The organism is Kribbella sp. NPDC058245, from assembly GCF_042882005.1.
Classification (GTDB): domain Bacteria; phylum Actinomycetota; class Actinomycetes; order Propionibacteriales; family Kribbellaceae; genus Kribbella.
This window is the reverse complement of record NZ_JBHVWY010000014.1, coordinates 231,738-257,674: the sequence shown is the minus strand read 5'-3', so window position 1 is coordinate 257,674 and position 25,937 is coordinate 231,738. Positions and strand designations below refer to the sequence as shown.

Here is a 25,937-nt window from a genome sequence, read left to right as displayed (position 1 = left end):
CCACCGAAAAGGCAAAAGTGAGCCCCCGCGCCGTGGGCAGCAGGCGCGGGGGCTCGGATCACCGGGGAGGGGCTACTGCCCGGTGAAGGTGAAGGTCGAACCGGGCTCCTTCAGTACGTCGCCGTCACGGGAGTTCGTGATGACGACATTCGTCAGGGTCGCGCTGCCACGGGCGCCACCCATCGCGAGGATGCCGGAACCGTTGTTCGACTTGTCGATGCGGATATTGGTGAGCTGCACGTTCGGCATCTCACCACCGCCGGTCTTGAACTGGATGCCGTCGTACGTCGAGTCGTAGATCTCGGTGTCGCGGATCGTGACACCCGGGATCGGCAGGTTCGACGGGAACAGCGTGATCGCACCGAACTCCTGGTCCTCGTTCCAGAAGGCACCACCACAGCGGTAGAGCGCGTTGTTGGCGATCAGCGTCGTCCCCGAGAACGGGAGCGGGTCGTGGTCGGTCGCCAGCATGATGCCGGGGTAGTTCATCGTGTCGTAGATCAGGTTGTTCTCGATCTTGTTGCCGTACCCGCCGTAGATCGCGATGCCGTTCGCGCGCCAGGGCAGCTGCACCGTGTTGTTGGTGAACGCGTTGTCGTGGCCGATGTCGACCGACTGGTCCTTGACGTACTTGCTCGCCCAGACCGCCATCGAGTCGTCGCCGGTGGTACGGAACGACGAGTTGAACACCTTGGAGTTGCGGCTGCCGTTGGCGAAGTTGATGCCGTCGGCGTAGGTGTCGCGGATCCGCATCCCGGAGAACTCCAGCCCGTCGGCCGGGCCCCAGAGCTCGGGGATGTTGTCGTAGTCGCGGCCGACCCAGACCGCGACGTTCGCGTGCTCGATCCAGACGTTGGTGATCTTCGTGCCGGTACCGAACCGGCCGTTCAGGCCGACCCCGCCCTCGGCGTTGCCGTCACCGCCGCGGATCCGGCCGGAGCCGAAGATCGCGATGTCCGAGAGTTGCACGAACTTGTCGATGTCGAAGCCGAAGTTGCCTTCGTGCGGGTGGTTGATACCGCCCGCGTTCTGCGGCTCGATGGTCGAGTAGAGCTGCGAGTACCACATGCCCGCACCGCGGATCGTGGTGTTGCTGATCCCGACCTGGTTGTACTGACCGCGGTTCAGCGGGTCGTCGGTGAGGATCTTCTTCTCCTGCCGCCACTGGCCTTCCGGGATCCAGACGCAGCTGATCACGCCGTTCTGGTCGTCGGTGACCGCGCGCTGCAGGGCGTCCGCGTCGTCGATGCCATCCCCAGGGACAGCGCCGTACTGGGTGATCGACGTACAGCCGGCCGGCTGCGCGAGAGCGGGGGCCACCTGCTCGAGGTCGATCGAGTCGACGATGTAGTACGACGCCGAGTCGCCGGAATCGCGCTGCAACTTGAACTTCGTTCCGGCCGGGTACGACGTACCGAGCAGGGCATGTGATTCGTCGAAGAGCCGGCGGGCGTCGCCGCCCGGGGTGTTGGTCAGCGCCTCGGGGCCGTCGCTGTTGCCGTAGAGCCAGCTGTAGTGCGAGGACAGGTTGAGCTTCTGCTTGAACGTGCCGTTGACGTACAGGCTGATCGTGGCGTCGATGCCCTGGCCGTTGGCCGAGTCCGGGATCGAGTTGCGGACCACGATCGAGTTGGTCTGCACAGTCGAGGTGAACTCGACGTACTGGCCAGTGGTGTTGAGCCGCACCGAGGCCCGGCCGGATGATTCGGTCGCGAAGTTGGTGTGACCGAAGGTGCGCAGCGGGTCGGTGGTCAGCAGTGCACCCGTGTACGCCGCTGCCTCCGCCTCGTACGACGTGTACGGTACGGCGGCGCCGCGGCCGACGACGATCGCCTTCGTGAAGGTGTTGTTGTTCTCGTTGGTCTCGGTCACCGCGTTCGCGGCGTCAGCCGTGGCGACCAGGTTCGCGCCGCCGTTGGCCGCGGTCCAGGTGCCCGAGATCGCGACGTTCGCGGTGGCTCCGGCGGCGATCGTGCCGGTGGCACCGTTCAACGTCGTCGAGCCGATGACGAGTCGGGTCGTGCTGGCCCCGGCGGCCGTCGTACCGCGGTTGTTCACGGCGACGGTGAAGGAGACAGCCGCGCCCGGTGCCGGGTTCGACGGGTTCGGGGTGATGCCGGTGATCAGGAGATCCGGGCCGGGGGCCTGGGCGACCTGGAGCTGGCTGGTTGCCTGGAGCGTGTTGTTGGTTTCGTTCTGCTCGGTGACCGCATTGCCGGCGTCGGCGACGGCCGCGACGGTGTAGCTGCCCTGCGGCTTGGTTCCGGCATTGGCCGTGACCGTGGCGGAGGCTCCGGCGGCGAGGGCGCCGACAGACGCCGTACCAGCGACGGAGCCGCCGATCAGGAAGTTCAGGCTGCTGGCGGGAGCGGCCGCCGTACCGGAGTTCTTGACCGTGGCCGAGAGCGTGATCGGCGTGGTCTCGGACGGGCTGGCCGGGGACCAGTCGACCGCCGTGACGACCAGGTCCGGGTTCGGGGCCGCGGCGCCGAAGACCTGGAACTCCGCGACCTGACCACCCGGGGCGCCGGTGTTGGAGAAGACCTGCAGCCGGACGTCGGCGTACCGGCCGGTGACCGGGATCGTGATCGCGTTGCCGCCGCTGTTCGGGCTGAACTGGTAGTCGGCGCGCGCCTTGATCGAGGTGAACGCGGTCGCCGACTGCTCACGACCGAGGACCTCGATGCTCTGCGTGCGAGCACCCCACGCCGAGTCGGGGTTGAGCTTGACGACCACGGAGGTCAGGTCGGCGTTCGACCCGAGCTTGGCGGTCAGGGTCGAGGGGAAGCCGTTCGACTCCCAGTACGTCGCGATGTTGCCGTCGTTCGCGTTGGTCGCGACGAAGTTGAAGACGGCGCTGGACGCCTCGATCGGCTTGTTCGCCGCGAGGTCGGTACCGGTCGGGGGTTCGACGGGCCCGCCACCAGGTCCGGCCAGGTCGAACTCGGACAGTTGGGCGGCCGGCCAGCCGGTGTTCGCGGTGAAGTTCAGCCGGACGTAGCGGGCGGCGGTCGTCGGGAGGTCGATCGTGACGACGTTGTTCCCGGTGAAGTTGTACGCCGTACCGGTGACGATCGTGCCGAACGTCGTACCGTTCGTGCTGCCCTGGACCGAGAGGGTCTGCGTGCGCGCACCCCAGCCGGTGGGCAGTTTCAGGGTGATCTGGTTGACGTCCTGGGTGGTGCCCAGGTCGGCCTGGATCCACTGCGGGAAGGCGTTGTTGGTGCTCTCCCAGTACGTGCCTTGGTTGCCGTCACCGGCGTTGGTGCTCGGGTATCCCCCGTTCGAACTGCTGGCTGACAAGGTCTTCGCGAGGTTCGCGGTCACGGCCGCGGTCGCAGCGGGCACCAGACCCACTGCGACCACCACCGCCACCAGCACCCCGATCAGGATGCGGCGGACAGGACTTCTCTTCCCTTGCATAAGGGCTCCTCCGTCAGAGGGCGGATTAGACGGACAGCACCGTGCATCCGAAATTTTCAACACCTTGCCAATTTCTTGCGCGACGGTAGTCGCATGTTGCATGACCCTCCGTCGAAGGTCAACAGCTCGGAGTACGCAAAAAACACCCCACCCGAGCAGTCGGGTGGGGTGTTTTCAGTGAGTTACGCGCGGCGCTGGCTGGCCCAGTGACGGATCAGCTCGATGCGTTCCTTGAGCTGCTCCGAGGACGCCTGCGCGGCGGCAGGGCCGCCTAGTTTGCGCCGGAGGTCATTGTGAATGACACCGTGCGGCTGGCCGGTTCGGTGGTGCCAGGCGGCGACCAGACCGTTCAGGTCGCGGCGCAGGAGAGCGATCTGCTCGTGGGTGGCGAGCTCGGTGGGAGTCGGGTCCTCGCGCTCGTCGGAGCCCCGTTGCGACCTCTTCTGGGCGGCGATCGACTTCGCCTGCCGCTTGCGCAGCAGGTCGCGCACCTGGTCGGGCTCCAGCAAGCCGGGCAGCCCGAGGAAGTCCAGCTCCTCGTCGGAGGCCTGGTCCCCGCCGGTCCCGTAGTCGCCGCCGTCGAACACGACCCGGTCGAAGCTCGCGTCCGACCCGAGCGCCTCGAACTTCGCGTCCAGCTCGTCGCTGGCGCCCTCGGCCTCGTTCGCCTTCTTCAGCAGGTCGTCCTCGAGGGCGAAGATGTCGCCGTCCTCGTTGTTGTTCTTGCGGCCGAGGACGTGGTCGCGCTCGACCTCCATCTCGGCGGCGAAGCTCAGCAACCGGGTCACCGACGGCACGAACACCGACGCCGTCTCACCCCGCTTGCGGGCCCGCACGAACCGTCCGACCGCCTGGGCGAAGAACAGCGGCGTCGACGTCGGCGTCGCGTAGACCCCGACCGCCAGCCGCGGTACGTCGACCCCTTCGGAGACCATCCGGACCGCGACCATCCACCGGGACTCGTCCTCGGAGAACTTCTGGATCTTCTTGCTCGCGGCCTTCTCGTCGGACAGTACGACGGTCGGCGCCTGCCCGGTGATCTCCCGCAGCGTCTTGGCGTAGGCCCGCGCCGAGTTCTGGTCCCCGGAGATGACCAGCCCGCCGGCATCCGGCATGTGCCGCCGCACCTCGGTCAGCCGCTTGTCCGCTGCCCCCAGTACGGCGCCCATCCACTCGCCGGTGGGGTCGAGCGCGGTCCGCAGCGCCTGCGCGGTGAGATCCTTCGTCAGCGGCTCACCCAGCCGCGCCGCGACCTCGTCACCGGCCTTGGTCCGCCACCGCATCTCGCCGGAGTACGACATGAAGATCACCGGCCGTACGACGTGGTCGCGCAGCGCGTGCCCGTAGCCGTAGGTGTAATCCGCCTTGCTCCGCGCATGACCGTCCGCACCGTGCTCGTACGTGACGAACGGAATCGGGTTGTCGTCGCTCCGGAACGGCGTACCGGTCAGGCACAACCGGCGCGCGGCCGGCTCGAACGCCTCCCGCACCCCTTCACCCCAGCTGAGCGCGTCACCGCCGTGGTGCACCTCGTCGAGGATCACCAGCGTCTTGAACCGCTCGGTCCGGACCCGGAACGCCAGCGGGTTCACCGCGACCCCGGCATACGTCACCGCGACCCCGGTGAAGTCCTGGTTCGTCTTACCGCGCCGCCCGGCGAACGCCGGATCGATCGCGATCCCGGCCTTGTCCGCCGCGTCCGCCCACTGCACCTTCAGGTGCTCGGTCGGCGTCACCACCGTGATCCGGTCGATCTGCCGCCGGTGCAGCAGTTCGGCCGCCACGGTCAGCGCGAAGGTCGTCTTCCCGGCCCCCGGCGTCGCGACCGCCAGGAAGTCCCGGGGATTGGTCTCCAGGTACTGCGTGAGCGCCTCCGCCTGCCAGGCCCGCAGCTTGCTCGCGGTACCCCAAGCAGCACGATCCGGATAGGCGGGAGGAAGCACGCCCGATCCACCAGGCACGTGCATTTCCACAGGCGGAACTCCCCCGATCGACGACAAGTAAGCCGTACAGAGACGTTACCCGACATCACCGACAGAACAGATTCGCCGGCACGATCGACACCTCGAACGGTCTCGTCAGACGCGCCGTTTCGTCCCCGGTTACCTTCGCGACCTGCACATATGCGCCGTCCCGCAGTTCCCATGCAATGAGACTCGGCGTGTCGGGATCAACCACCCAGTACGCCGCACACCCCGCGTCCTGGTACCTCGACCATTTCACCATCAGATCGAACCGCCTGGTGCTCGGTGACAGCACCTCGACCGCGAGCAACGGCGCGACCGGCAGATCCTTCTCGCTGAGGTCCTCCTGTCGGGTGACCAGCAGATCCGGCTGCAGGACTGTATCCAGTCCGAGCACCACATCCAGCGGAGCCACGAACGGCTCCATCTCCTCCGGACAGGCGGCATACAACAACCGGTACACGGCCTGAACCGCTCGCTGGTGCTGAGGCACCGGCGCGGGGCTCACCAGAAGGTTCCCGTCGATGAGCTCGTACCGGCGGCCGTCATCGGGCATCAGGTCGAGATCGGCCCTGGTCAGCGGCGTTGCCGGATGGCCGGCCGCCGGAAACGGGGTGGGCATGGTGTTCACAGCACTCATAGTGCCTCCTTGAGTTGGTCACACCAAGAATGTGCAGTCATCTGCCCCGGCATGCCCCGACGAGTTCCCCGGCTGTGGATAACTTCGGGTGACTGGCGGGGCGGCTTACACTCGGGGCATGAGTACGCAGTTGAGCCCCGGCGCCGACACCGTCATCGATGAGCGGACCCAGCCCCTGGAGGGCGGGGACCATGAGCGGTTCTCGCACTATGTGCCGAAGGACAAGCTCACCGAGGCGATGGTGATGGGGACGCCGGTGGTGGCGTTGTGCGGGAAGGTGTGGGTGCCGAGCAGGGACCCGCAGAAGTTCCCGGTCTGCCCGGAGTGCAAGGAGATCTGGGAGTCGATGAACGGTGACGGCGACGGCAGCGGCGGCGAGTAGTCCGTCAGTTGTGCGTGGGGTCGTCCGGGTAGGTGGCCAGGTAGGCCAGCTGGTCGGTCTGGCGGCGCAGGACGCGCCGCCACAGCGTGTCCGGGTCGAGGCTGAACACGTCGTCGGGTTGGGACTCGACGACGTACCAGGCGCCTTCGGTGATCTCGCCTTCCAGCTGGCCTGACGACCAGCCGGCGTACCCGGCGAAGATCCGCATCCGCTGGATCGCGCCGACGAGCAGTTCCGGTGGTACGTCGAGATCGATCAGACCGATTCGGCCGAAGCACTCGCGCCAGCCGGGCGGGTCGGTCGACTCGATCACTTCGGCGACCGCCAGCGCGCTGTCGGTGCCGACCGGGCCGCCCAGGAAGAGGACGCCGGGCTCGTTCACCGTGTCCGACCAGTCCGGGAGTACCCGGTCGACGGCGAGGTCGGCCGCGCGGTTGACCACCACACCGAGCGCTCCGTCGTCGTCGTGATCCAGTAGCAGGATCACCGACCGGCGAAAGGGCGGCTCGTCGAGCAACGGGGTCGCAACCAGCAGCGAACCGGTCAGCGTCTGGGCCGTCATGCACCCATCATGTCGTGCCCGCCAACGCGGCCTCTACGGACCACCCGGAAACCCGCCCACGCGCCGGCCGCGACGCCCAGCAGATCGGCCAGCGCATCGAACGGGTCCCCGTCGCGATGCGGCAGCAGATAGTGCTGGACGAACTCGCTCCCGATCGCGTTCACCACGAGCGCGCCGAGCAGCCAGCGCGCCGGTACGCCGACCTTCAGCCCGGTGAACGCGACCGCCGCGAACAGGCAGAAGTGGGCGACCTTGTCGATCCCCGGGATGCCGACCGACGGACCAGCCTCCTCCGGCGCATAGACGCCGTACAGCTGCAGCGCGCAGGCCGCGACGAACGCGACCCGCCACGCCCACACCGAGAACCGCGATCCGGTCGCCCCCGCCACCGTCGCCGTCATCAGAGCGGAGAGTCGTCCGGGAACAGCTCGGCCGCGGGCGCCTTGCCGCCGGCCGCATCCCGTACGGCGTGCGCCACGCGCGTGTGCACCTCGGGATGGAACACGCTCGGCACGATGTACGTCGCGTTCAGCTCGTCGTCCGTGACGACCCCGGCCAGCGCCTTCGCGGCGGCCAGCTCCATCTCGATCGACACCTTGGACGACTGCGCGTCGAGCAGACCGCGGAAGACCCCCGGGAAGACCAGCACGTTGTTGATCTGGTTCGGGTAGTCGGACCGCCCGGTCGCGACCACGGCCGCGTGCTCGCCGGCCTCGCCCGGGTCGACCTCGGGAGTCGGGTTCGCGAGCGCGAACACGATCGCCTTCTCGTTCATGGTGGCGATGTCGTCGCCGTTCAGGATGTTCGGTGCCGAGACCCCGATGAACACGTCCGCACCGGCCAGCGCGCCCTTCAGGTCGCCGCTGTACTGCGCCGCGTTCGTGTTCTCCGCGATCCAGCGCAGATCCGGCGTCAGGCCCGCGCGCTCGGCGTGGATGATGCCGCCGATGTCGGCGACGCAGGTGTCCTTGACCCCGGCCGCGATCAGCAGCTTCAGGATCGCCGTACCGGCCGCACCAGCGCCGGACAGCACCACCTTCACCTCGCTGATGTCCTTCCCGACCACCCGCAGCGCGTTGTAGAGCGCGCCCAGTACGACGATCGCCGTACCGTGCTGGTCGTCGTGGAAGACCGGGATGTCGAGCTCCTCGCGCAGCCGGGCCTCGATCTCGAAGCAGCGCGGCGCGGAGATGTCCTCCAGGTTGATCCCGGCGAAGCCCGGCGCGATCGCCTTGACGATCTGGACGATGGCGTCCGGGTCCTGGGTGTCCAGGCACAGCGGCCAGGCGTCGATCCCGGCGAACCGCTTGAACAGCGCCGCCTTGCCCTCCATCACCGGCAGCGCGGCCTTCGGGCCGATGTTGCCCAGCCCGAGCACGGCCGACCCGTCGGTGACGACGGCGACCGTGTTCCGCTTGATGGTCAGCCGGCGGGCGTCCTCGGGGTTCGCGGCGATCGCCAGGCAGACCCGGGCCACCCCCGGGGTGTAGATCATCGAGAGGTCGTCACGGTTGCGGATCGGGTGCTTGGCCTCCATCGAGATCTTCCCGCCGAGGTGCATCAGGAAGGTCCGGTCCGAGACCCGGCCGATCTCCACGCCCGGTACGGCGCGCATCGCCTCGACCAGGCGGCCGGCGTGCTCGGTGTCGGCAGCGGCACAGGTCACGTCGATCCGCAGCCGCTCGTGACCGGACGCGGTCACGTCGAGCGCGGTGACCAGACCACCGGCCTGCTCGACCGCGGTCGTCAGCTTGCTCACGGTCGAGCCCCCCGCGGGGACCTCGAGGCGAACGGTGATGGAGTACGAAACACTCGGCAAGGCAGTCACGCGGGTGATCCTCTCACGTCACTGGTAAGGCCCCGGAGTTCCGTAAGTAAAGTGCATGACCAAGTGCTGGGAAATCCATTACCCGAGCGCTAGGGTGCGGCCTATGCCGACGATCAGTGACGTGGCGGCGCGAGCGGGGGTCTCGACGGCGACTGTGTCCCGGGCACTGAACGGGAAGGCGACGGTCGACCCAGAGCTGGCCGCGCGGGTCCGGCAGGCGGCGACCGAGCTCGGCTACCAGCCGAACGGCCCGGCCCGGAACCTGCGCCGTCAGGAGGCGGCTGTGGTCGCGCTGATCATCTCCGACGTGGAGAACCCGTTCTTCACCGCGATCGCCCGCGGCGTCGAGGACGTCGCGCACCAGGTCGGCTACTCGGTCGTGCTCTGCAACTCCGACGAGAACGCGGAGAAGGAGAGCCGCTACATCGACATCGCGATCCAGGAACGGGTCGCCGGCGTCATCCTCTCCCCCAGCGGCCCGGCGACGTCCGTGACCAAGCTCGCAGCCCGCGGTACGGCGTTCGTCGCGGTCGACCGGCCGTTGCCGGATCACGACAGTGACGTCGTACTGGTTGACACCCGTCTCGCCGCAGCGCAGGCGACCGCGCACTTGATTGCCCAGGGCTATGAGCGAATCGGGTGCGTAACCGGGCCTTCTGGCGTCCGGACCGCCGACGACCGCTTGGCCGGCTATCGCGACGCTTTGAAAGCAGCTCGGCGCCGCACGACCACCCGTCTGGTCCGCCGCTCGGAGTACAAGTCGGCCGGGGCCCACCGAGCCGCGATCGACCTGCTCTCCCAACCCGAGCCCCCGGACGCCCTGCTGGTCGCCAACAACGCCATGGCCGTCGGCGTCCTGCAAGCCCTCCAGGAGTTAGGCCGACGCCCCGGCCGCGACGTCGGCGTGGTCGCGTTCGACGACGCCCCCTGGGCCGAACTCCTCGATCCCCCACTCACGGTCGTCGCGCAACCGGCGTACGAGATCGGCACTGAAGCAGCCCGGCTCCTCCTCGCCCGCATCGCCGACAACACCCGCCCGCCGACCGTCACCACCCTCGGCGCCCGCCTCATCGACCGCGCCAGCTCCCACCGCTAACGTCCGAAAACACGCCGACCACGCGCTACACCCCTTCGGACGTTGCCGCGGCTGTTCGTAACGTCCGAAAACACGCCGACCACGTACTACACCCCTTCGGACGCTATGTCGGGGTTGTTCGTAACGTCCGAAGAACCGGAGGGCCCGCCTCCGGTCCTTCGGACGTTGTGGAGGGATCAGCCGGTGGGGTTCTCCTCGGCGTAGATCTTGGCGGCGTTGTCCTTGTCGATCAGGCGGGTCGGGAGGACCTGGGACTTCTCGATGGTTCCGCAGTCGACGAGGATCTTCTTCGCGGCGGCGATGGCTTCCTTGCCGTTGGTCGGGTAGGTGAAGGTCGCGCTGAGCCGGCCCTGCTCGACGGCCTTGATGCCGCCGGACGGGATCGGCAGCGCGTCGATGCCGATGAACTTCATCTCCTTCTCCCGGCCCACCGACTTCGCGGCCAGGTAGGCGCCCTCGGCCATCGGGTCGTTGTGCGCGTAGACGACGTCGATCTTCGGGTTCGCCTTGAGCAGCGCGTCCATCTGCGCCTGCCCCTTCTCGCGCAGCCAGTCACCACTGCCGGACGCGATCACCTTGATCTTCGGGTTGGCCTTGATCCCGGCCGCGAACCCGTCGTGCCGCTCGGTCTGCGGCGTGGCGCCCGCCAGCCCCTTGAGCTCGACGACGTTCCCGCCGTTCGGCAGCAGCTTCTCGGCCACATACTTGCCGGCCTCGGTACCGATCTGCACGTTGTCGCCACCGATGAAGCCGGTGTACGCGTCACCGTCGACCTTGCGGTCCAGCACCAGCACCGGGATGCCCTTGTCGTACGCCTTCTTCACGACCGCGGTCAGCGGCGTCGCCTCGTTCGGGCTGATGATCAGCAGATCGATCTGCTGGGTGATGTAGTTGTCGACGTCCGCGACCTGCTTGGCGTTGTCCTGCGCCGCGTCGGCGAACTTCACGTCGAACTGCGGTACCTCCTTGGCCGCGGCCTTGATGTCGTCGTCCATCCGCTGCCGGTACGGCTCGGCGACGTTCGCCTGGCTCATCCCGATCACATACTTGCCGTCGGCCCCCTTGCAGGACTTCGACGAGCCGGCCGACGGGCTGTCGCTCGTCCGGTCGCTGGTGGTACCGCAGCCCGCGAGCACGAGCGCGGCGACCGCACTCAAGGCCAGCGAAATCTTCACAGAACGCATGGGGGAACCTTCCTCACGAGGCGGGCCGGAGTCGTTGCAGCGCGGCGGCGGCAACGATCACGAGACCCTTGATCAACAGCTGGATGTTCGAGTCGATGTTGTTCAGGGCAAGGATGTTGTTCAGGACACCGAGCAGCAGCGCGCCCGCGACCGTCCCGGCGACCGAACCCCGGCCACCGGCCAGGCTGGTGCCGCCGATCACCACGGCGGCGATCGCGTCCAGCTCGTACCCGATGCCGTCGTTCGGGCTGCCCTGATTGAGCTGTACGGCGTGCACGATGCCGGCCAGTGACGCCAGCAGACCGCAGATCGCGAAGACCGCGATCTTGACCCGGACCACCGGTACGCCGGACAACCGGGCAGCCTTCTCGTTGCCACCAACGGCGTACAGGTGCCGGGAGAACGCGCTGACCCGCAGGAAGATCACGGCCGCGACCGCAACGACGGCGAAGATCAGTACCGGAATCGGAACCAGTCCGCCGAACGTCCGCTCACCGAGGAGAGCGAACGACGCCGGCGCCTCGTGCGGCCCATCGCCGTACGCGATCGCGACGCCCTGACCGCCGGACCAGATCCGCGCCAGACCACGCGCTATCTGCAGACCGGCCAGCGTGACGATGAAGGACTGGATGCCGATCATCGCCGTCGCGACGCCCTGAAGCGCTCCGAAGATCAGGCCGATCACGAGCACCAGCAGGACGGACGGCAGGAAGCCCCAGTCGTTCTCCACCATCAGTACGGCGGAACCGACCGCCGCGAGCCCGAGGACCGCGCCGACCGAGAGGTCGATGCCACCGATCAGGATCACGAACGTCATCCCGACCGCGATGATCCCGATCTCGGAGACGGCCCGAACCACGTTGGCCAGGTTGTCCGCGCTGACGAACAGGATCGCGCCGTTCTTGCGCGGCGAGAAGATGATCGCCGCGATGAAGACCGCGAGCAGCCCGAACACACTCTGGAACCGGAACAACGTCGCAACGATCGAACGTTTTTCGGTCACCGGGCTTCTCCGATCACAGCTGTTTCTCCCATCGCGGCCGCCAACAGATCGCCTTCACTGGAGTCCGCCGTACCGAACGACGCCACGTCCCGCCCATCACGCAGTACGACGACGCGGTCGCAGACGCCGATCAACTCGGGCAGCTCCGAGGACGCGAGCAGTACGCCGAGGCCCTGGCCGGCGAGTTCACCGAGCAGGCGGTAGATCTCGGCCTTGGCGCCGACGTCGACACCGCGGGTGGGTTCGTCGAGCAGCAGCAGTTTCGGCTCGGTCAGCAACATCCGGCCGAACACCACCTTCTGCTGGTTCCCGCCGGACAACGTGCCGACCTCGTCCTGCAACCGGCCGAACTTGAGCCGCAGCCGATCCGCCATCTTCACCGAGGCGACCCGCTCCTGACGCCGAGCGATCACCCCGAGCCGCCCGTACGACGGCAGGCTCGACAGCACGGTGTTCGCCAGAATCGAGTGGAACAGCACGAGTCCCGAAGCGCGCCGGTCCTCCGGGACCAACCCGATGCCGTGGGCAAGCGCCTGGCGCGGACTCCGCGGTCTGATTTCTGAGCCCTGCAAGACGATTCGACCGGATCGCGTGCCGGTTGGCGCGACGCCGTACAGGGTCTCGAGCAGTTCGGTACGACCGGCACCGAGGAGACCCGCGAGGCCGACGATCTCGCCGGCGCGGACGGTCAGCGAGATGCCGTCCGGATCGCGGCGGCCCGGTCGTGGGCGACGCGCGGTCAACTTCAGGTCCTCGACGCGGAGCAGTTCGCCGCCGGTGTCGGTGTCCTGGGTGGTGAACATGGTCTGCACCGGACGGCCGACCATCGCCTCGACGACCTCCGCCGTACTGAGTTTGCGCGGGTCGAAGCTGGTGACGATCTCACCGTTGCGCAGGACGGTCGCGCGGTCGGCGACCTGCGCGATCTCCTCCATCCGGTGCGAGATGTAGACGATGCCGACGCCCGCGCGGCGGAGTTCGCGGATGACGTCGAAGAGGCGCTCGACCTCGGTGGTCGTCAGGGCCGAGGTCGGCTCGTCCATGATCAGCACGCGGGCGTCGAGCGAGATCGCCTTCGCGATCGTGACGAGTTGCTGCTCACCGACGCGCAACTCGCCGACCGGGCGCCGCGGATCGATCCGGACCCCGCTGCGATCGAGCAGGGCGCGGGCCTCGCGGTCCATCCGGCGGCGGTCGACGGTCCGCAGCGGGGTGCGCAGTTCGCGGCCGAGGAAGATGTTGTCGGCGACGGAGAGCCCCGGGACGAGGTCGAGCTCCTGGTGGATCATCGCGATCCCGGCCGCCTGCGCGTCGGTCGGGCCGCCGAACGACACCTCGGTGCCGTCGATCTCGATCGTCCCGTCGAAGTCGGTGACGTCACCGGACAGGATCTTCATCAGCGTCGACTTGCCCGCGCCGTTCTCGCCGAGCAGAGCGTGCACCTCACCCGCGCCGAGGGTGAAATCCACCTCCCGGCACGCCTGCACGCCGCCGTACCGCTTCCCGATCCGTTGCATCCGGACCAGGGCAGCGTGCTGGCTCATGAGGCCTCCGCCAATCCGGTCAGTAATCGATTTCCCGGACGCTATGCCGCACCGTCGCGACCCGTCAACCCCTCACCGGCCGCACGCCCGAACCGTGACCCAGCTTCGCGGGCAGCCCCCGCCGAGCGGCACCCTTTCGACCTGGATGGAAAGGTGCGTCGGCGCACGGCCGGACCCCCATCACCGTCCAACCTCGAAAACCTGCCCTCGGCGAGGCGCCCCTGAGCGTGAATTCGCCCGGGCCCGGTGAGTTGGTGGGTGATGGCGGTCCGCTATTCGTCGAGCCAGGCCCGGACGGACGCGTCGTGCTCACCCAGCCGCGGCGGCGCGATGTTCTTCTCGCGGGCGCCCGCGTACGGCTGGTCGTCGAAACGGAGGGGCGGCCCGGGGAGCTGGATGTTGCCGAGCGTCGGGTGCTCGACGTCGATCAGCAGACCCTGCGACAGCGTCTGCTCCCACTCGTACACCTGCTGGATGTCACGCACCTTGCCGGCCGGAATCCCCTGCTCAGCCAGCGTTTCCAGCCACTTGTCGGCCGGTGCCGCCGCGAATGCGGTCTCGATCGCCGCGATCAGCTCGTCGCGGTTCCCGACCCGGTCCGCGTTCGTCGCGAACCGCGGGTCCGCCGGATCCAGTCCGACGATCGGCGCGAACGTGCGCCACTGCCCCTCGCTCCCGACCGCCACCTGCACGCTGTCGTCCGCCGTCCGGAACATCCCGTACGGCGCGATCTGCGCATGGTGATTACCGATCCGCCCCGGTACCTGACCAGCGACGGTCCATTTCGTCCCGTGGAAGGCATGCACCCCGACCATCGCGGCCAGCAGGCTCGTCCGCACGACGCGCCCCTTCCCGGTCACCGACCGCTCGTGCAACGCGGCCAGCGCGCCATAAGCGCCGTACATGCCGGCCAAGAGGTCCGCGATCGGGACCCCGACCTTCGTCGGCTCGGCCTCACCGGTCACGCTCATCAGACCGCCCTCGCCCTGCGCGATCTGGTCGTACCCAGCCCGGCCACCCTCCGGCCCGTCGTGCCCGAACCCGGTGATCGACACCACGATCAGCCCCGGGTTCAGCTCGTGCAGCCGCTCGACCGAGAACCCGAGCCGATCCAGCACCCCCGGCCGGAAGTTCTCCAGCAGGATGTCGGCCTTCCGGACGAGCTTGGTGAGCAGCTCCTTGCCCTCGTCGGACTTGAGGTCCGCGGTCACCGACTCCTTGTTCCGGTTCGCGGACAGGAAGTACGTCGACTCGCCCTCGACGAACGGCGGTCCCCACCCACGGCTGTCGTCCCCGCCGGCCGGCGTCTCGACCTTGATCACGCGGGCACCGAGATCCCCCAGCATCATGCCCGCATGCGGCCCGGCCAACGCCCGGGTCAGGTCCACCACGACGACGTCCGAGAGCAGCTCCATGCCACCGACCCTAGGGGCACCGCCCTCCCCCCGCAGCCAAATGAGACTGACCCCTCAGCCCCGCCACAACGTCCGAAGAACCGGAGGCGGGCCCTCCGATCGTTCGGACGTTAGCTCTGCCTCCCCAATAACGTCCGAAAAACCGGAGGCGGGCCCTCCGATCGTTCGGACGTTAGGCGGTGGCTTTGCGGGCTAGGGAGGCGAGGCGGTGGGTTACGTCGCGGGGGCGTTCTTGCGGGAGCATGTGGCCGGCGCCTGGGTACATCCAGACGCGGGCGCTCGGGAGCTCGGCGGCGATCCGGTTCGCGTGCCGCGGCGGCAGCAGGCGGTCCCGGGTGCCGTGCATGATCTCGACGGGGATCTGATCCAGCGCCTTCAGCGCCTGCGCGCGATCGTGCTGCAGGATCGCCTCGAAGAATCCGCTGTACGACGCTCCTGGCAGCAGCGCGAGTCCCTGCTGGAAGATCGCGATCTCGGCCGGGTCCACCTTCTTCCCGAACACGAGTTGCCGCAAAGCCGGCCGCTGCAACAGCGCCGCCACGTTGGCACGCGCAGCACGAGCCGCGTCGCGCCCGCCGACAACTCGCCCCACGGCTCCACCGGCACCCATCAACACACCTTCCGCAGTACCAGCCGCGCGGCCGGCAGCGTCAGCCACTGATGAGGCTGCCCCCTCAGCGGCGACCACAGCGGCATCTGCAACAGCAGCAAGTCGCGCAGCACGGCGGTCCACCCGCGTTCCGACCACGTGCGCAACGCGCGGCGCGAACCGCACCGCGGCCGGCTCGAACCGTGGCGGCAGGCCCAACGCACCCCGCGCGACCTGACCGGACGACGTACTCACCAAGGCAGCGGCCTTGATCCGCGAACCGAACAACTCCGGCCGCGAATCGGCCAACTCCATCAGCGTCATCCCGCCCATCGAATGCCCGGCGTACACAACCGGCCCGTCACCCACGACGGTGTCGAGGACCGTCACGAGATCGTCGGCGAGTTGCGCGATCCGCAGCGACCCGGCCGGCGCCGCGTCGGAGCGTCCGTGGCCGCGGTGGTCATAGGTCACCACTCGCACCGCCTGCGACCCGAGGATCTGCGGCAGCCCCGAGACCTGGTGGTGCCAGGTGCGGGTCGAACACGTCCACCCGTGGACCAACAGCACCGTGACCGGCGCATCGGCCGGTCCGGTGGTCTCGACGTTCAGGTGAATCCCGTCGGTCGTCGTCACGGTCTGGTTCGTCACGCAGTCTCCCGTTCCCGTTCGCCGGCGGCCAGGTGCGCCGCGCGCAGCCGCCCGCCGCGGGCGCCACGCCCGACCAGCCAGGCGATACCGGCGATCTCCAGTAGACCGACCACGCCCAGCAGGGCGTAGCCGCCGTTCCACATCCATCGTGGCACGTCGGTGCGCTCCTCGCGCCGCAGCGTGAGCTGCTCGTTGACGAAGGCAACGGTCTGGCCGTCGGAAACCTGGATCGCAGGCTTCTCGATCGCCGCGTCCTCGGGTGCGTACACCCACATCGCGGTCAGGTCGCGCTGACCGGTGTGCAGCCGGATCATCGACTTCCACCTGCCGTACATCGGCAGCGCGTCCGCGGACCGATAGGTGCCGTCAGCAACCTTCTTCATCGGGTGCAGGACCCGGCCACCACCCTGCCAGGCCAGCGCCTCGAACCAGCGCGCGTCGTCGGCCGCGGTGGCCGGGTCCAGCTTGACCGTGATGTACGCCGTCGGCTCGGCCCCCGTGGCGACCCGCTCCAGCGACACCGTCCCGGTCACACCCGGCTCGGCCGACCGCGGTACGCAGAAGAACACCGTCGCGACCACCGCCAGCAAGCCGATCGCCCCCAGTTGATGAGTCCGTCGAATGACCGCCGGCCGGGTGTTCCGTACGTCGGTCGCCCGCTTCTCGCCCGCGACTTCGGCGTACCGGGTGGCCAGCCAGGCGCCGACCAGACCAGCACCGGCGCCGACCACGACGCCGTACCCGAGGGCGGACGGCAGGATCGACGACGGCCATGCGATCGGCATCCAGACCTGGCTCCACGCGTACTCCGCGACCACGCCGACGGTCCCGATCAGGGCACCGGCGACCAGGCCGAGGCGTAAGCGGTTCTTGTTGCCGAGGGCAAGGGCCACGGCCTCGACCAGGATCGCCTCGACGATCAGCAGGGGGAAATGCCCGAGGATCTCGCCGAGCGGCTGGTTGACCGCCCAGGCGATGATGCCGCGCACAGCCAGGTAGATCGCGAGCGCACCGAAGGTGCTGCCCGGGCCGCGGCGGGCGCGCAGGATCGTGAAGCCCATCGCCGCGCCGAACGCGATCAGCAGCGGGTGCAGGATCAGCGGGAACTGCGGCACGCCGTAGTTGAACTCGGTGCTGAACAGGTCCCACGCGATCAGCAACGCGCCGACCGACGCGACCTCCTGGAACAGGCGGCGCTTGTTCATCCCCATCAACTGCTCGACCTCGGCGACCGCCAGCAACCGGGCGAAGATCGAGAAGACCACCCCGCCGATCATCAGCAGGTGGGTCGGCCCCCAGAGCGTGACGTCCTCACCGAAGAGCCGGTGCCAGGTGTCGTCCAGCGGGAAGCCGACCAGCGCGAACGTGCCGCAGACCAGGATCAGCGCCGCGCTGCACGGGATCCGCCAGCTCTTGGTGAGCTTGATCGTCCGGGCCGGCAGCGGCTTCCCGGCGAGCGCGATCGGCAGCACGCCGGTCACGATCACGCCGAGGATGCCGAAGAAGATCGGATAGTGCGCCGGCGTACCGAACGGGCCGGTGTCGCGGCCCTTGTCGATGTGCACCGCGATGTCCCACCAGACGCCGAAGGCGCAGGCGAGCAGCGAGACGACATGGATGTACGGCGACAGCGCGGCCCATCGGGGGACTCCGTCCAGCCTCCCGATGGTGTCCGCGAGCCTGCCGACGAGAGTGACGCGCCCGGTCCGTTCCCGCCACAGGAAGACGGCCATCGCGACGTACAGCAGCCCCACCACGCCGGTCACGATCGCGATCTGATCGAACGTCGCCGTACCGGTGGTGGCCATCGGGATCGCCATCCGTCGCTCCTTCGGACTCCGCTTGTAGAACACAAAGTATGCGCCATGGCAGATGTTACATGCCCTATGTAACGTCGTATCTGGAAGACTGTCAAGAGTGGAAGCAGACGAGGAGCTCACCGTCGACCAGCTCGCCGCCAAGGTGGGCATGACTGTGCGCAATGTGCGGGCCTATGCCGGGCGCGGACTGATCCCGCCGCCGCGGCTGGTCGGCCGCACGGGCTACTACGGCGCCGACCACGTGGCGCGGCTCACGCTCGTCCAGGAGCTGCTCGGCAAGGGCTACACGCTGGCCGCCGTCGAACGCATGATGAGCGAGCTCCCCGACGGCGCCCTGGCTCTCGGCGTCTTCGAGACCCTGGTCCACCCCTGGACCCCGTCCGAGCCCGAGGAGCTGGACGAGTTCCAGCTCGCCGAGGCCGCCGGCGTCCCGCACGACCCGGCCGTCATCGACCAGCTCGTCGAGCTCGGCATCGCCGAGCGGATGGACGACGGCCGCCTGCGCATCCCCAACCCCGACCTGCTCCGGATCGGGTTCGAGGTGATCAAACTCGGCGTCCCGCTGGACGCCATCTTCGTGATGCTCCCCAAGCTCTTCACCCAGGCCGACGCCGTCGCCAAGATCTACGTGGAGCTCTTCCGCTCCACCGTCTGGCGCCAGTTCGCCGACGCCGGCCTGCCCGCCCAGGGCTGGCCCGAGATCCAGCGCACCCTGGAAAACATCATCCCCCTGGCCGGCCAGGCCCTCGTCGCCGCCTTCCGCGAAGCCATGGCCCGCGAGATCGAGATCGCCGCCTACGAAGAACTAGGCCTCGACCCCAAAACCCTCCCCTCCACCGGCTGACCCCAAGGGCGCCAAGACTCCGCTGATCTCCGCCCTCGGAGTGGCGCTGTCGATCACCCCGGCAGCCCACGTTCGTCGTACAGCCCGTCAGTGTGCTCGACCCCACGCGATTGATCGGGTAGCCGACGAGCCGCGTCGGCGCCAATCTCCAACAAGCGATCGGTGAGCCCAACGCCCTGCAGCTGGCGGACTCCGACTAGCCGCTCCCGTACGGCGGCGTCTACCGCGTCAGCAGGGGATTCGCCAGTCAGCCCTGCCAGCTCGTGAACCAGCTCGCACGTGTCCTCGTCATCGATGATCAGACTCAACGTATCCACCTCCGTCCCCATGGTCCCGCACTTGGACACGTCAAAGCCCGGGGCGGTGCTCCCCGGGCTTTGGTGGAGGCGGTGGCGATCAGTCGCCGTTGTAGAAGGAGTAGGTGGCGCGGGCCAGGACGGTACCGAGGAACTTGGCGTTCTTCGGGGAGCCGGCCACGGTGATCTCGTTGGTGGCCCAGCTGTCGCCGTAGGTGCCGATGTAGCGGGTGGCGACCCAGCGGGTGGTCTTGCCGCTCTTGTACGTGTAGACGATGGTGCTCGCGGTCAGTGGGCCCATGCCGGTGTTCGACTTCAGCTTCTTCGTTGCGATGCTGACGATGTGCAGGCCCTTGGTGCCCTTGAGCGCCTTCTGCTTGGCCTTGAGCAGCGCCGCGGTCGTCTTCGACCCGTCGACGATGTTGTCGAACCGGACGAACTGGTTGCCGGTGCCAACGAACTTCGTCGCGAAGTCGTCGAGCTTCACCGTTCTCCAGGTGCTAGGCACCTCGGCGCTCGACAGACAACCCGTCTCGTAGAAACAGTCGAAGTACCGGGTCTTGAACTTGACCGCCGACGACGCCGACGCCGACGCCGTCAGGTGCTGGGTACCGGTCGTCGCCGCGTTGCTCTGCAGCGCCGAACCGCCGAGCAGCAGCCCGCCGGCCGCGATCGTTGCTGCGATACCGCTGATCATCTTTCGCATTGGTCTACTCCCCCATGGTGTTGGTCGCTTACGGAGAGACAGACGACTGCACCAGTACGACGGTTGGCGGGTGCCCGGGGGTCGGCACGATCGGGCAGTCAGCCGGCGAGTGCTCGACCACCCTTGGCGACTGCGGCGGCGATGCGGTCCAGCGCGTGCTGGGAGGCGGCGTCGGCGGCTCGGTAGACGACCAGGCGCTGGGTCGGGTCGCCGAGCGGCGTCAGTACGTCGTACTCGATCGCGAAGGCGCCGAACTCGGGGTGCCTCAGGTCCTTGCGGCCGTTGCCTTTCACCCGTACGTCGCGGCGCGCCCACAGCTCGCTGAACTCCTCGCTCTCGGCGCAGAGCATCCGGACCAGCTCGGCCAGCTCCTCGTCATCGGAGTGCGCGGCCCACGCTGCGCGAAGATCGGCGATTCCCTCGCGGATCACGCGCTGCCGATCGGTGTAGTAGTCGAAGAAGATCGGTTCCAGCGTGCACAGGATCATCGCGTTCCGGCGCTCCGGTACGACGTTGGCGAAGCCGAGCATGAGGAGCTCCAGCTCGGGATTCCACGCGCAGATGTCGAAACGGTGGTTGATCAGCATCGCGGGCAACGGCGACACCGCCTGCACGAGCGCAGCGAGCGAGCTCGACGCGGGCTGCCGTCGTACGGCGGTCCATTGCCGGGTGAGGTCGAAGACGTACGCGTGCTCGTCGGGCGACAACCGCAGGGCCTTGGCCAGCGCCTCGAGCACCTCGGCCGACGGCCGCAGGCCGCGTCCCTGCTCGAGCCGGACCACATAGTCCACGCTCACTCCGGCGAGCTCGGCGACCTCCTCCCGCCGGAGTCCCGGCGTACGGCGGGCACGCCCTGGCCGCTCTACGCCAGCATCGGCAGGCGCGAGCCGCTCGCGGCAGCCGCGGAGGAAGACGGCCAGTTCCTGAGCCACGTCGACGGTCATGGACTCCACTCTACGAAAGTAGGAAGGCCAGTCCCAGGATGAAGCTTCCCTTAACCCCGCAGACGAGCCGCACGAAAGTAGGTGACACCACACGGAAAGAAGGACTTCAGTGAGCACCACACTTGACACCTACCGCCTGCTCGGACGCTCCGGCCTGCGGGTCTCGCCGCTGTCGCTGGGCACGATGACGTTCGGCGACGACTGGGGCTGGGGCGCGGACAAGGACGAGGCCCGCCGGATCCTGGACGCCTACACCGAGCGCGGCGGCAACTTCGTCGATACGGCGAACATGTACACCAACGGCACCTCCGAGCAGCTGCTCGGCGAGCTCACCCAGGGTCGTCGCGACGAGCTCGTCCTCGCGACCAAGTACACGATGCTGAGCCGCCCGGGTGACCCGAACTCGGGCGGCAATCACCGCAAGAGCATGGTCCGCTCGGTCGAGCGGAGCCTGCGCAACCTGCAGACCGACTACATCGACCTGCTCTACCTGCACGCCTGGGACTTCACGACGCCGGTCGAGGAGATCATGCGCGCGATGGACGACCTCGTCCGCCAGGGCAAGGTCCTGTACGTCGGCATCTCCGACGCGCCGGCGTGGCAGGTGGCCCGGATGCAGACGATCGCCGACCTGCGCGGCTGGTCCCCGCTGGTCGCGCTGCAGATCGAGTACAGCCTGGCCGAGCGGACCGTCGAGCGCGACCTGATTCCGATGGCACGCGAGCTCGGTCTCGGCGTACTGCCGTGGTCCCCACTGGCCAGTGGGGTCCTGACCGGCAAGTACACCGAAGCTGACCTCGACCACGACGGCGGTACGGCGGGAGCTGCGGGCACCCGGAAGAACGTCGCGGCCTCGAACAACTCACTGACCCCGCGCACGTTGCAGATCGCCGACGTCGTCAAGAAGGTTGCCGAGCGCAACAACTACACCTCGGCCCAGGTCGCGCTCGCCTGGACGCTCCTCAACCCCGGCGTGACGTCGACGATCGTCGGCGCCCGGACGCAGCAGCAGCTGGAGCAGAACCTGTCCGCCCTCGACGTCGAGCTGAGCGATCAGGACGTCGCGGAGCTGGAGTCGGCCAGCGCGGTCGAGCTCGGCTTCCCGCACGACTTCCTGAACCTGCCGATGACGCGCGCGGTCACCCAGGGCGGCTTGCAGATCGAGTCTCGTCGGCACTAGCACTGGGCGGGAGATCGCCGAGGTCGGCATCCCAGTCGTCCTCGGCGTCGGAGTTCTCGGCCTCGTTGCGACGCGCGATCCGGAGGAAGGCGATGATCAGCAGGATCGGCCCGAGCACCATCGCTGTCTCGGGGACGCCACCCATATGCAGCGCAATCAATCCGGCGATCATGAGGCCGTCACCAGCGCGATCCCACCGGCGGTGAAGGCAACCATCGCGGCCAGCATCGGGTACTGCGCCTGTCGCAGCTGGCGCCGCCGGAACAGCCCGGCCGCGCGATCGTGCGCGGACACGACCCCTAGTACGTGTCCGAGCACGATCGCACCGATCTGTATGCCGGCGATCACGCCGGTCCCCAGGAACGCGTAGTCGATCCGAGTACCGCTGGTCCCCAGCAGGTCCCAGCCGCGACCGAACGGGTCGGTTGCGAGCAGCAACCCTTCCTGGCCTTGGAACATCGCGAACGAGAAGTAATGCGCGACCACATAACCGATCGCGATCGGGACCAGCGAGTGCACGAACGCTCCCGGCAACCCCGCTCCCCCAACTGCGCCAGGCCGGACATCCGCCGTACCGGTGGTTCGGGCCGCGAACACGAAGAGCGCAGTCACGATGCCCACGGCAACCATCAGCCCGGCCGTATAGACGAGTACATGGTTCAGCTCAGCGGTCCGGCTGGTCCAGGCGGACCACCGGGAGATCCCATCGAAAGCTGTTGACCCGAGCAACAAACACAGCAGGGCAACGATCCCGGGCCGCTGCGGCATCGTGGCCAGCCCGGCAAGCGGATTGCGGATCACCAGTTGCCCGTCGGCGCCGCGGCCGAGCGGACTCAACCTCGACAGCACTTCGGCGTACACCTCGAAGGAATCGCCGATCGCGAACCAGGCCGGCCCGTAAACGATGCCTGCAGCAACATTCACCACTGCGTAGACGGTGACGAAGGCCGCGACCACGATCGGTTCGGAGGCATCCGGATAGACGAGTTCCAGCCAGAGGAACCCGGCCAGCCCCGCGACCGCGGGCCAGTACGCGATCCCGTCCGGAAGACGCCGGTACGACGTACGCCGTACCAGGCTCGCGATCGTGCGCAACGGGTTCGCGAGCCGCCAGATCGGACCGAAGATCAGGGACAGCGGGATGATGCCGACCCAGATCCACACGTACAGCCAGGTCGGTGCCGGGTTCTCCGCAGGAGAGTCACTGCCGAACCAGGCGGCGCCGATCAGCAGTGCGAGAGCGACCAAGCCAGCAGCCTTGAGCAACCAGCGCACCGCCCGCGAGTCGACCACCCGGGTGAGGTGAGCGAGCGCCGTACCGCCGGTGGTTTCGAAGCGTGGGCGGGACCAGAAGGCCGCGAGCGCGAAGAACGAGACCGCCACCGCGGCGCCGGCCGAGTAGATCGCCAGCCAGAGCGGTACCGGCAGGTCTCCGCGACCGCCGATCCCGTGCAGCGGTACCAGCAGCTCCAGCACGGCGGCGCCCTCCGATCAGCTATCTGACCGATCGAATGTAACACGCAAGATGTCACATAGCGAGGGTCTGGTATTCCGCCGCATCGAACCGACGGGTGAGCTGCCGGAACCGGAAGGTGAACGTCGGCCAGAGCGTGGTGTTGCGGCCCTGGGAGTCGAGATACCAGCTCATGCAGCCGCCGCGGGTCCAGATGGTGTTCTCCATCGAGGACCGGACACCGTCGACGAACGCGCGCTGCACCTCTGGCCGCACCTCGACCTCGCGCAGACCCAACGCATCGATCTCCCGCAGCGCATCGATGATGTAGGCGATCTGGGACTCGATCATGAAGACCATCGAACTGTGGCCGAGGCCGGTGTTCGGGCCGATCAGCAGGAAGAAGTTCGGGAAGCCGGCGACCGCCGTACCGAGGTGGGCCTCCATGCCGTCCGCCCAGGCGTCGCGCAGCGATCGGCCGTCGCGGCCGTACACCATGTCCATCACGGGGAGATCGGTGACGCGGAACCCGGTGCCGTAGATGATCGTGTCGACCTCGTGCTTCACACCCTCGTGGGTGACCACGGCATTCGGGGTGACCTCGGCGATCCCGTCGGTGACGACATTGACGTTCGGGCGGGCGAGGGCCGGGTAGTACTCGTCGGAGAGCAGCACACGCTTGCAGCCCAGGGTGAAGTCGGGCGTCAGTTTCGCGCGCAATTGAGGGTCGCGAATCTGGTGCTCGAGGTGCTTCTCGGCGACCTTCTGCGCCTGCTTCATGATGCGGGGCAGCTTGGCGAAGCCAAGGACCATCGACTCGCGACCCCAGTAGATCGCGGTCCGAACCGCCTTCTGCACAAGGGGAAAACGACGGTACGCCGCCTTCTCGACTGCGGTGATCTTGCGGTCCGGCCGCGGCATCACCCACGGCGGCGTCCGCTGGAAGAGGTGCAGTTCTTCGACCTCAGGCTGGATCGCGGGCACGAACTGGATCGCCGAGGCACCGGTCCCGACCACCGCGACCTTGCGGCCGGCCAGATCGAGATCGTGGTTCCAGCGGGCGGAGTGGAAGACGTCCCCCTCGAAGTCCTCGATACCAGGCAGCTTCGGGACCGACGGCTCGGCCAGCGGCCCCATCCCGGAGAACACGAACTGGGCGACGAAGTCACCCTGGTCGGTCCGGATCCGCCACTGGCCGTCTTCCCAGTTCGCGGACTCGACGGTGTGACCGAAGCGGATGTGCCGACGGACGTCGTACCGATCGGTGACGTCGCGGAGGTACTGCTCGATCTCGGGCTGCGGGGAGAACGTCGACGACCATTCCGGATTCGGCGCGAACGAGAACGAGTACAGATGCGACGGCACGTCACACCGGCAGCCCGGGTAGGTGTTGTCCCGCCAGGTGCCACCGACATCGTTCGCCCGCTCCAGTACGACGAAGTCGACGTACCCGGCCTGCTTGAGGCGGACCGCCATCCCGATCCCGGCGAACCCGGTGCCGATCACGACGATCCGATGCGTGTTCTCCATTGCCGGAACCTCCTCCTGGGCGAACTTACTCCCAGTAAGTTACTCGGAGTCAGTTAAGCTACGCAAGTGACGTCGACCACTGCCCAGCCGACCCCGAAGCGCCGCCGCGACCGGGCCGCCCGCGAGCGCGAGATCCTCGCCGCCGCCGAGCGGATCTTCGGCGAACGCGGCTACCAGGGCACCTCGATGGACGACGTCGCGGCCGCCGTCGGCGTCTCCAAGCCGCTCATCTACCAGTACTACGGCTCCAAGGACGGCCTGTTCCTCGCCTGCCTGGCCCGCCTCCGCGCGCAACTCCTCGAAACCGTCTCGGACGCCGTGATGGCGGCCACCGACGTCGAGGACGCGCTGTACGCCGGCTTCGTCGCGTGGTTCCAGTTCCTCGACGATCATCCGCAGGCCTGGTCCGTCCTGATCGACGAAGGCATGCTCGCCACCAGCCCCGCCGCCGGCCCGATGGCGGCCGCGACCGACGAGGTCCGGGCAGCCTTCATCGAACTCATCTCCGCGATGGTCCGCCTCAATCTCCCGAAGACCCGCGAGGTCGATTCGGACGAAGTCGAAATCCTGGCCCAATCCATCTCCGGCGCCACCGAGAGATTGGCCGTCTGGCGCACCCGGATCCCCAATCCCCCGTCGGCGCAAAAGGTCGCCCGGACCCTCAAAGACCTCCTCTGGCAAGGCCTCGACACCCTCAGCAAGAGTTAGCGTCCGAAAACACGCCGACCACGTACTGCGGTTCTTCGGACGTTAGCGGAGAGATCGTCGCGGCAAACGCTGTCCCGGGCGTACTGACATCCCGGTACCGCTTTCCCAGCGGGGTTTTCCGGAGGTTGTGAGAATGCGCATTCTCGCTGGTCACGACACCTTGACGCGACTCTGT

General features: G+C 68.0%; 23 protein-coding genes. 5 read left to right on the top strand and 18 right to left on the bottom strand.

Annotated elements, in window-relative coordinates; all coding sequences use genetic code 11:
• Positions 1-72 precede the first annotated feature (72 nt).
• The 3 genes from ACFVWG_RS30230 to ACFVWG_RS30220 all read right to left on the bottom strand — a co-directional run bounded on the left by ACFVWG_RS30230 (position 73) and on the right by ACFVWG_RS30220 (position 6,027).
• Complete coding sequence (locus tag ACFVWG_RS30230; protein WP_391546833.1) at positions 73-3,423, bottom strand: CARDB domain-containing protein; 3,351 nt, start codon at positions 3,421-3,423, stop codon at positions 73-75.
• Between the two features lie 182 nt (positions 3,424-3,605).
• Positions 3,606-5,390 (bottom strand): DEAD/DEAH box helicase, encoded by a 1,785-nt coding sequence (locus ACFVWG_RS30225; RefSeq protein WP_391546846.1) that lies wholly within the window; start codon positions 5,388-5,390, stop codon positions 3,606-3,608.
• Positions 5,391-5,451: 61 nt separating this feature from the next.
• On the bottom strand, positions 5,452-6,027 hold the full coding sequence (locus ACFVWG_RS30220; RefSeq protein ID WP_391546832.1) for a Uma2 family endonuclease: 576 nt from the start codon (positions 6,025-6,027) through the stop codon (positions 5,452-5,454).
• A gap of 118 nt (positions 6,028-6,145) precedes the next feature.
• Between ACFVWG_RS30220 and ACFVWG_RS30215 the strand changes: the two genes are divergently transcribed.
• Positions 6,146-6,409, top strand: coding sequence for a DUF3039 domain-containing protein (locus ACFVWG_RS30215; protein WP_391546831.1), 264 nt, complete (start codon positions 6,146-6,148; stop codon positions 6,407-6,409).
• Positions 6,410-6,413: 4 nt separating this feature from the next.
• Here ACFVWG_RS30215 and ACFVWG_RS30210 read toward each other — a convergent pair whose 3' ends face one another.
• The 3 genes from ACFVWG_RS30210 to ACFVWG_RS30200 are packed head-to-tail and all read right to left on the bottom strand — an operon-like array spanning position 6,414 to position 8,799.
• The gene (locus ACFVWG_RS30210) at positions 6,414-6,971 is read right to left on the bottom strand and encodes a YqgE/AlgH family protein (protein WP_391546830.1); all 558 of its coding nucleotides are present in this window, start codon (positions 6,969-6,971) and stop codon (positions 6,414-6,416) included.
• Positions 6,968-7,372, bottom strand: coding sequence for a VanZ family protein (locus ACFVWG_RS30205; protein WP_391546829.1), 405 nt, complete (start codon positions 7,370-7,372; stop codon positions 6,968-6,970). The genes ACFVWG_RS30210 and ACFVWG_RS30205 overlap by 4 nt, the downstream gene beginning before the upstream one ends.
• A complete protein-coding gene (locus ACFVWG_RS30200) occupies positions 7,372-8,799 on the bottom strand; it encodes an NAD-dependent malic enzyme (protein WP_391546828.1) in 1,428 nt (475 codons plus the stop codon). Before ACFVWG_RS30200 ends, ACFVWG_RS30205 begins: the two co-directional genes overlap by 1 nt.
• Before the next feature lie 103 nt (positions 8,800-8,902).
• Here ACFVWG_RS30200 and ACFVWG_RS30195 point away from each other — a divergent pair, with 103 nt between their 5' ends.
• The gene (locus tag ACFVWG_RS30195) at positions 8,903-9,895 is read left to right on the top strand and encodes a LacI family DNA-binding transcriptional regulator (RefSeq protein WP_391546827.1); all 993 of its coding nucleotides are present in this window, start codon (positions 8,903-8,905) and stop codon (positions 9,893-9,895) included.
• Between the two features lie 176 nt (positions 9,896-10,071).
• Here ACFVWG_RS30195 and ACFVWG_RS30190 read toward each other — a convergent pair whose 3' ends face one another.
• The 6 genes from ACFVWG_RS30190 to ACFVWG_RS30165 form a co-directional block, all read right to left on the bottom strand.
• Positions 10,072-11,079 (bottom strand): substrate-binding domain-containing protein, encoded by a 1,008-nt coding sequence (locus ACFVWG_RS30190; protein WP_391546826.1) that lies wholly within the window; start codon positions 11,077-11,079, stop codon positions 10,072-10,074.
• 13 nt (positions 11,080-11,092) lie between these two features.
• The gene (locus tag ACFVWG_RS30185; RefSeq protein ID WP_391546825.1) at positions 11,093-12,082 is read right to left on the bottom strand and encodes an ABC transporter permease; all 990 of its coding nucleotides are present in this window, start codon (positions 12,080-12,082) and stop codon (positions 11,093-11,095) included.
• A complete protein-coding gene (locus ACFVWG_RS30180; protein WP_391546824.1) occupies positions 12,079-13,626 on the bottom strand; it encodes a sugar ABC transporter ATP-binding protein in 1,548 nt (515 codons plus the stop codon). The genes ACFVWG_RS30185 and ACFVWG_RS30180 overlap by 4 nt, the downstream gene beginning before the upstream one ends.
• A gap of 272 nt (positions 13,627-13,898) precedes the next feature.
• Positions 13,899-15,041 (bottom strand): CaiB/BaiF CoA transferase family protein, encoded by a 1,143-nt coding sequence (locus tag ACFVWG_RS30175; RefSeq protein WP_391546823.1) that lies wholly within the window; start codon positions 15,039-15,041, stop codon positions 13,899-13,901.
• A gap of 172 nt (positions 15,042-15,213) precedes the next feature.
• Positions 15,214-16,281 (bottom strand): alpha/beta fold hydrolase, encoded by a 1,068-nt coding sequence (locus tag ACFVWG_RS30170; protein WP_391546822.1) that lies wholly within the window; start codon positions 16,279-16,281, stop codon positions 15,214-15,216.
• Entirely contained in the window at positions 16,278-18,101 is a 1,824-nt protein-coding gene (locus ACFVWG_RS30165) for a hypothetical protein (RefSeq protein WP_391546821.1), read from the bottom strand. The genes ACFVWG_RS30170 and ACFVWG_RS30165 overlap by 4 nt, the downstream gene beginning before the upstream one ends.
• Before the next feature lie 97 nt (positions 18,102-18,198).
• On the opposite strand from ACFVWG_RS30165, the gene ACFVWG_RS30160 reads away from it, so the two are divergent.
• The gene (locus tag ACFVWG_RS30160) at positions 18,199-18,945 is read left to right on the top strand and encodes a MerR family transcriptional regulator (RefSeq protein WP_391546820.1); all 747 of its coding nucleotides are present in this window, start codon (positions 18,199-18,201) and stop codon (positions 18,943-18,945) included.
• 53 nt (positions 18,946-18,998) lie between these two features.
• Here ACFVWG_RS30160 and ACFVWG_RS30155 read toward each other — a convergent pair whose 3' ends face one another.
• The 3 genes from ACFVWG_RS30155 to ACFVWG_RS30145 all read right to left on the bottom strand — a co-directional run bounded on the left by ACFVWG_RS30155 (position 18,999) and on the right by ACFVWG_RS30145 (position 20,891).
• Entirely contained in the window at positions 18,999-19,253 is a 255-nt protein-coding gene (locus ACFVWG_RS30155; RefSeq protein ID WP_391546819.1) for a type II toxin-antitoxin system VapB family antitoxin, read from the bottom strand.
• An 88-nt stretch (positions 19,254-19,341) separates the two neighbouring features.
• Complete coding sequence (locus ACFVWG_RS30150) at positions 19,342-19,947, bottom strand: hypothetical protein (RefSeq protein ID WP_391546818.1); 606 nt, start codon at positions 19,945-19,947, stop codon at positions 19,342-19,344.
• A gap of 98 nt (positions 19,948-20,045) precedes the next feature.
• The gene (locus tag ACFVWG_RS30145; RefSeq protein ID WP_391546817.1) at positions 20,046-20,891 is read right to left on the bottom strand and encodes a helix-turn-helix domain-containing protein; all 846 of its coding nucleotides are present in this window, start codon (positions 20,889-20,891) and stop codon (positions 20,046-20,048) included.
• Positions 20,892-21,000: 109 nt separating this feature from the next.
• On the opposite strand from ACFVWG_RS30145, the gene ACFVWG_RS30140 reads away from it, so the two are divergent.
• Entirely contained in the window at positions 21,001-22,071 is a 1,071-nt protein-coding gene (locus tag ACFVWG_RS30140) for an aldo/keto reductase (RefSeq protein WP_391546816.1), read from the top strand.
• Here the strand turns inward: ACFVWG_RS30140 and ACFVWG_RS30135 are convergent.
• Genes ACFVWG_RS30135 through ACFVWG_RS30125 form a run of 3 tightly spaced genes read right to left on the bottom strand, consistent with a single transcriptional unit; the run spans position 22,031 to position 25,054 of the window.
• Complete coding sequence (locus ACFVWG_RS30135) at positions 22,031-22,243, bottom strand: hypothetical protein (RefSeq protein WP_391546815.1); 213 nt, start codon at positions 22,241-22,243, stop codon at positions 22,031-22,033. The genes ACFVWG_RS30140 and ACFVWG_RS30135 overlap by 41 nt on opposite strands.
• Positions 22,240-23,547, bottom strand: a complete 1,308-nt coding sequence (locus ACFVWG_RS30130) for a hypothetical protein (protein ID WP_391546814.1) — start codon at positions 23,545-23,547, stop codon at positions 22,240-22,242. Before ACFVWG_RS30130 ends, ACFVWG_RS30135 begins: the two co-directional genes overlap by 4 nt.
• 52 nt (positions 23,548-23,599) lie before the next feature.
• A complete protein-coding gene (locus ACFVWG_RS30125) occupies positions 23,600-25,054 on the bottom strand; it encodes a flavin-containing monooxygenase (protein WP_391546813.1) in 1,455 nt (484 codons plus the stop codon).
• A gap of 66 nt (positions 25,055-25,120) precedes the next feature.
• Between ACFVWG_RS30125 and ACFVWG_RS30120 the strand changes: the two genes are divergently transcribed.
• Positions 25,121-25,762, top strand: a complete 642-nt coding sequence (locus tag ACFVWG_RS30120) for a TetR/AcrR family transcriptional regulator (RefSeq protein WP_391546812.1) — start codon at positions 25,121-25,123, stop codon at positions 25,760-25,762.
• The last annotated feature ends 175 nt before the right edge of the window (positions 25,763-25,937 follow it).

Bases quoted from the DNA above. Each gene is read 5' to 3' on its own strand.
- ACFVWG_RS30205 (WP_391546829.1), bottom strand. From the start codon at position 7,372: ATGACGGCGACGGTGGCGGGGGCGACCGGATCGCGGTTCTCGGTGTGG.
- ACFVWG_RS30215 (WP_391546831.1), top strand. From the start codon at position 6,146: ATGAGTACGCAGTTGAGCCCCGGCGCCGACACCGTCATCGATGAGCGG.
- ACFVWG_RS30125 (WP_391546813.1), bottom strand. From the start codon at position 25,054: ATGGAGAACACGCATCGGATCGTCGTGATCGGCACCGGGTTCGCCGGG.
- ACFVWG_RS30135 (WP_391546815.1), bottom strand. From the start codon at position 22,243: ATGATCGCCGGATTGATTGCGCTGCATATGGGTGGCGTCCCCGAGACA.
- ACFVWG_RS30165 (WP_391546821.1), bottom strand. From the start codon at position 18,101: ATGGCGATCCCGATGGCCACCACCGGTACGGCGACGTTCGATCAGATC.
- ACFVWG_RS30190 (WP_391546826.1), bottom strand. From the start codon at position 11,079: ATGCGTTCTGTGAAGATTTCGCTGGCCTTGAGTGCGGTCGCCGCGCTC.
- ACFVWG_RS30220 (WP_391546832.1), bottom strand. From the start codon at position 6,027: ATGAGTGCTGTGAACACCATGCCCACCCCGTTTCCGGCGGCCGGCCAT.
- ACFVWG_RS30145 (WP_391546817.1), bottom strand. From the start codon at position 20,891: ATGACCGTCGACGTGGCTCAGGAACTGGCCGTCTTCCTCCGCGGCTGC.
- ACFVWG_RS30150 (WP_391546818.1), bottom strand. From the start codon at position 19,947: ATGCGAAAGATGATCAGCGGTATCGCAGCAACGATCGCGGCCGGCGGG.
- ACFVWG_RS30175 (WP_391546823.1), bottom strand. From the start codon at position 15,041: ATGGAGCTGCTCTCGGACGTCGTCGTGGTGGACCTGACCCGGGCGTTG.
- ACFVWG_RS30225 (WP_391546846.1), bottom strand. From the start codon at position 5,390: ATGCACGTGCCTGGTGGATCGGGCGTGCTTCCTCCCGCCTATCCGGAT.
- ACFVWG_RS30195 (WP_391546827.1), top strand. From the start codon at position 8,903: ATGCCGACGATCAGTGACGTGGCGGCGCGAGCGGGGGTCTCGACGGCG.
- ACFVWG_RS30210 (WP_391546830.1), bottom strand. From the start codon at position 6,971: ATGACGGCCCAGACGCTGACCGGTTCGCTGCTGGTTGCGACCCCGTTG.
- ACFVWG_RS30230 (WP_391546833.1), bottom strand. From the start codon at position 3,423: ATGCAAGGGAAGAGAAGTCCTGTCCGCCGCATCCTGATCGGGGTGCTG.
- ACFVWG_RS30180 (WP_391546824.1), bottom strand. From the start codon at position 13,626: ATGAGCCAGCACGCTGCCCTGGTCCGGATGCAACGGATCGGGAAGCGG.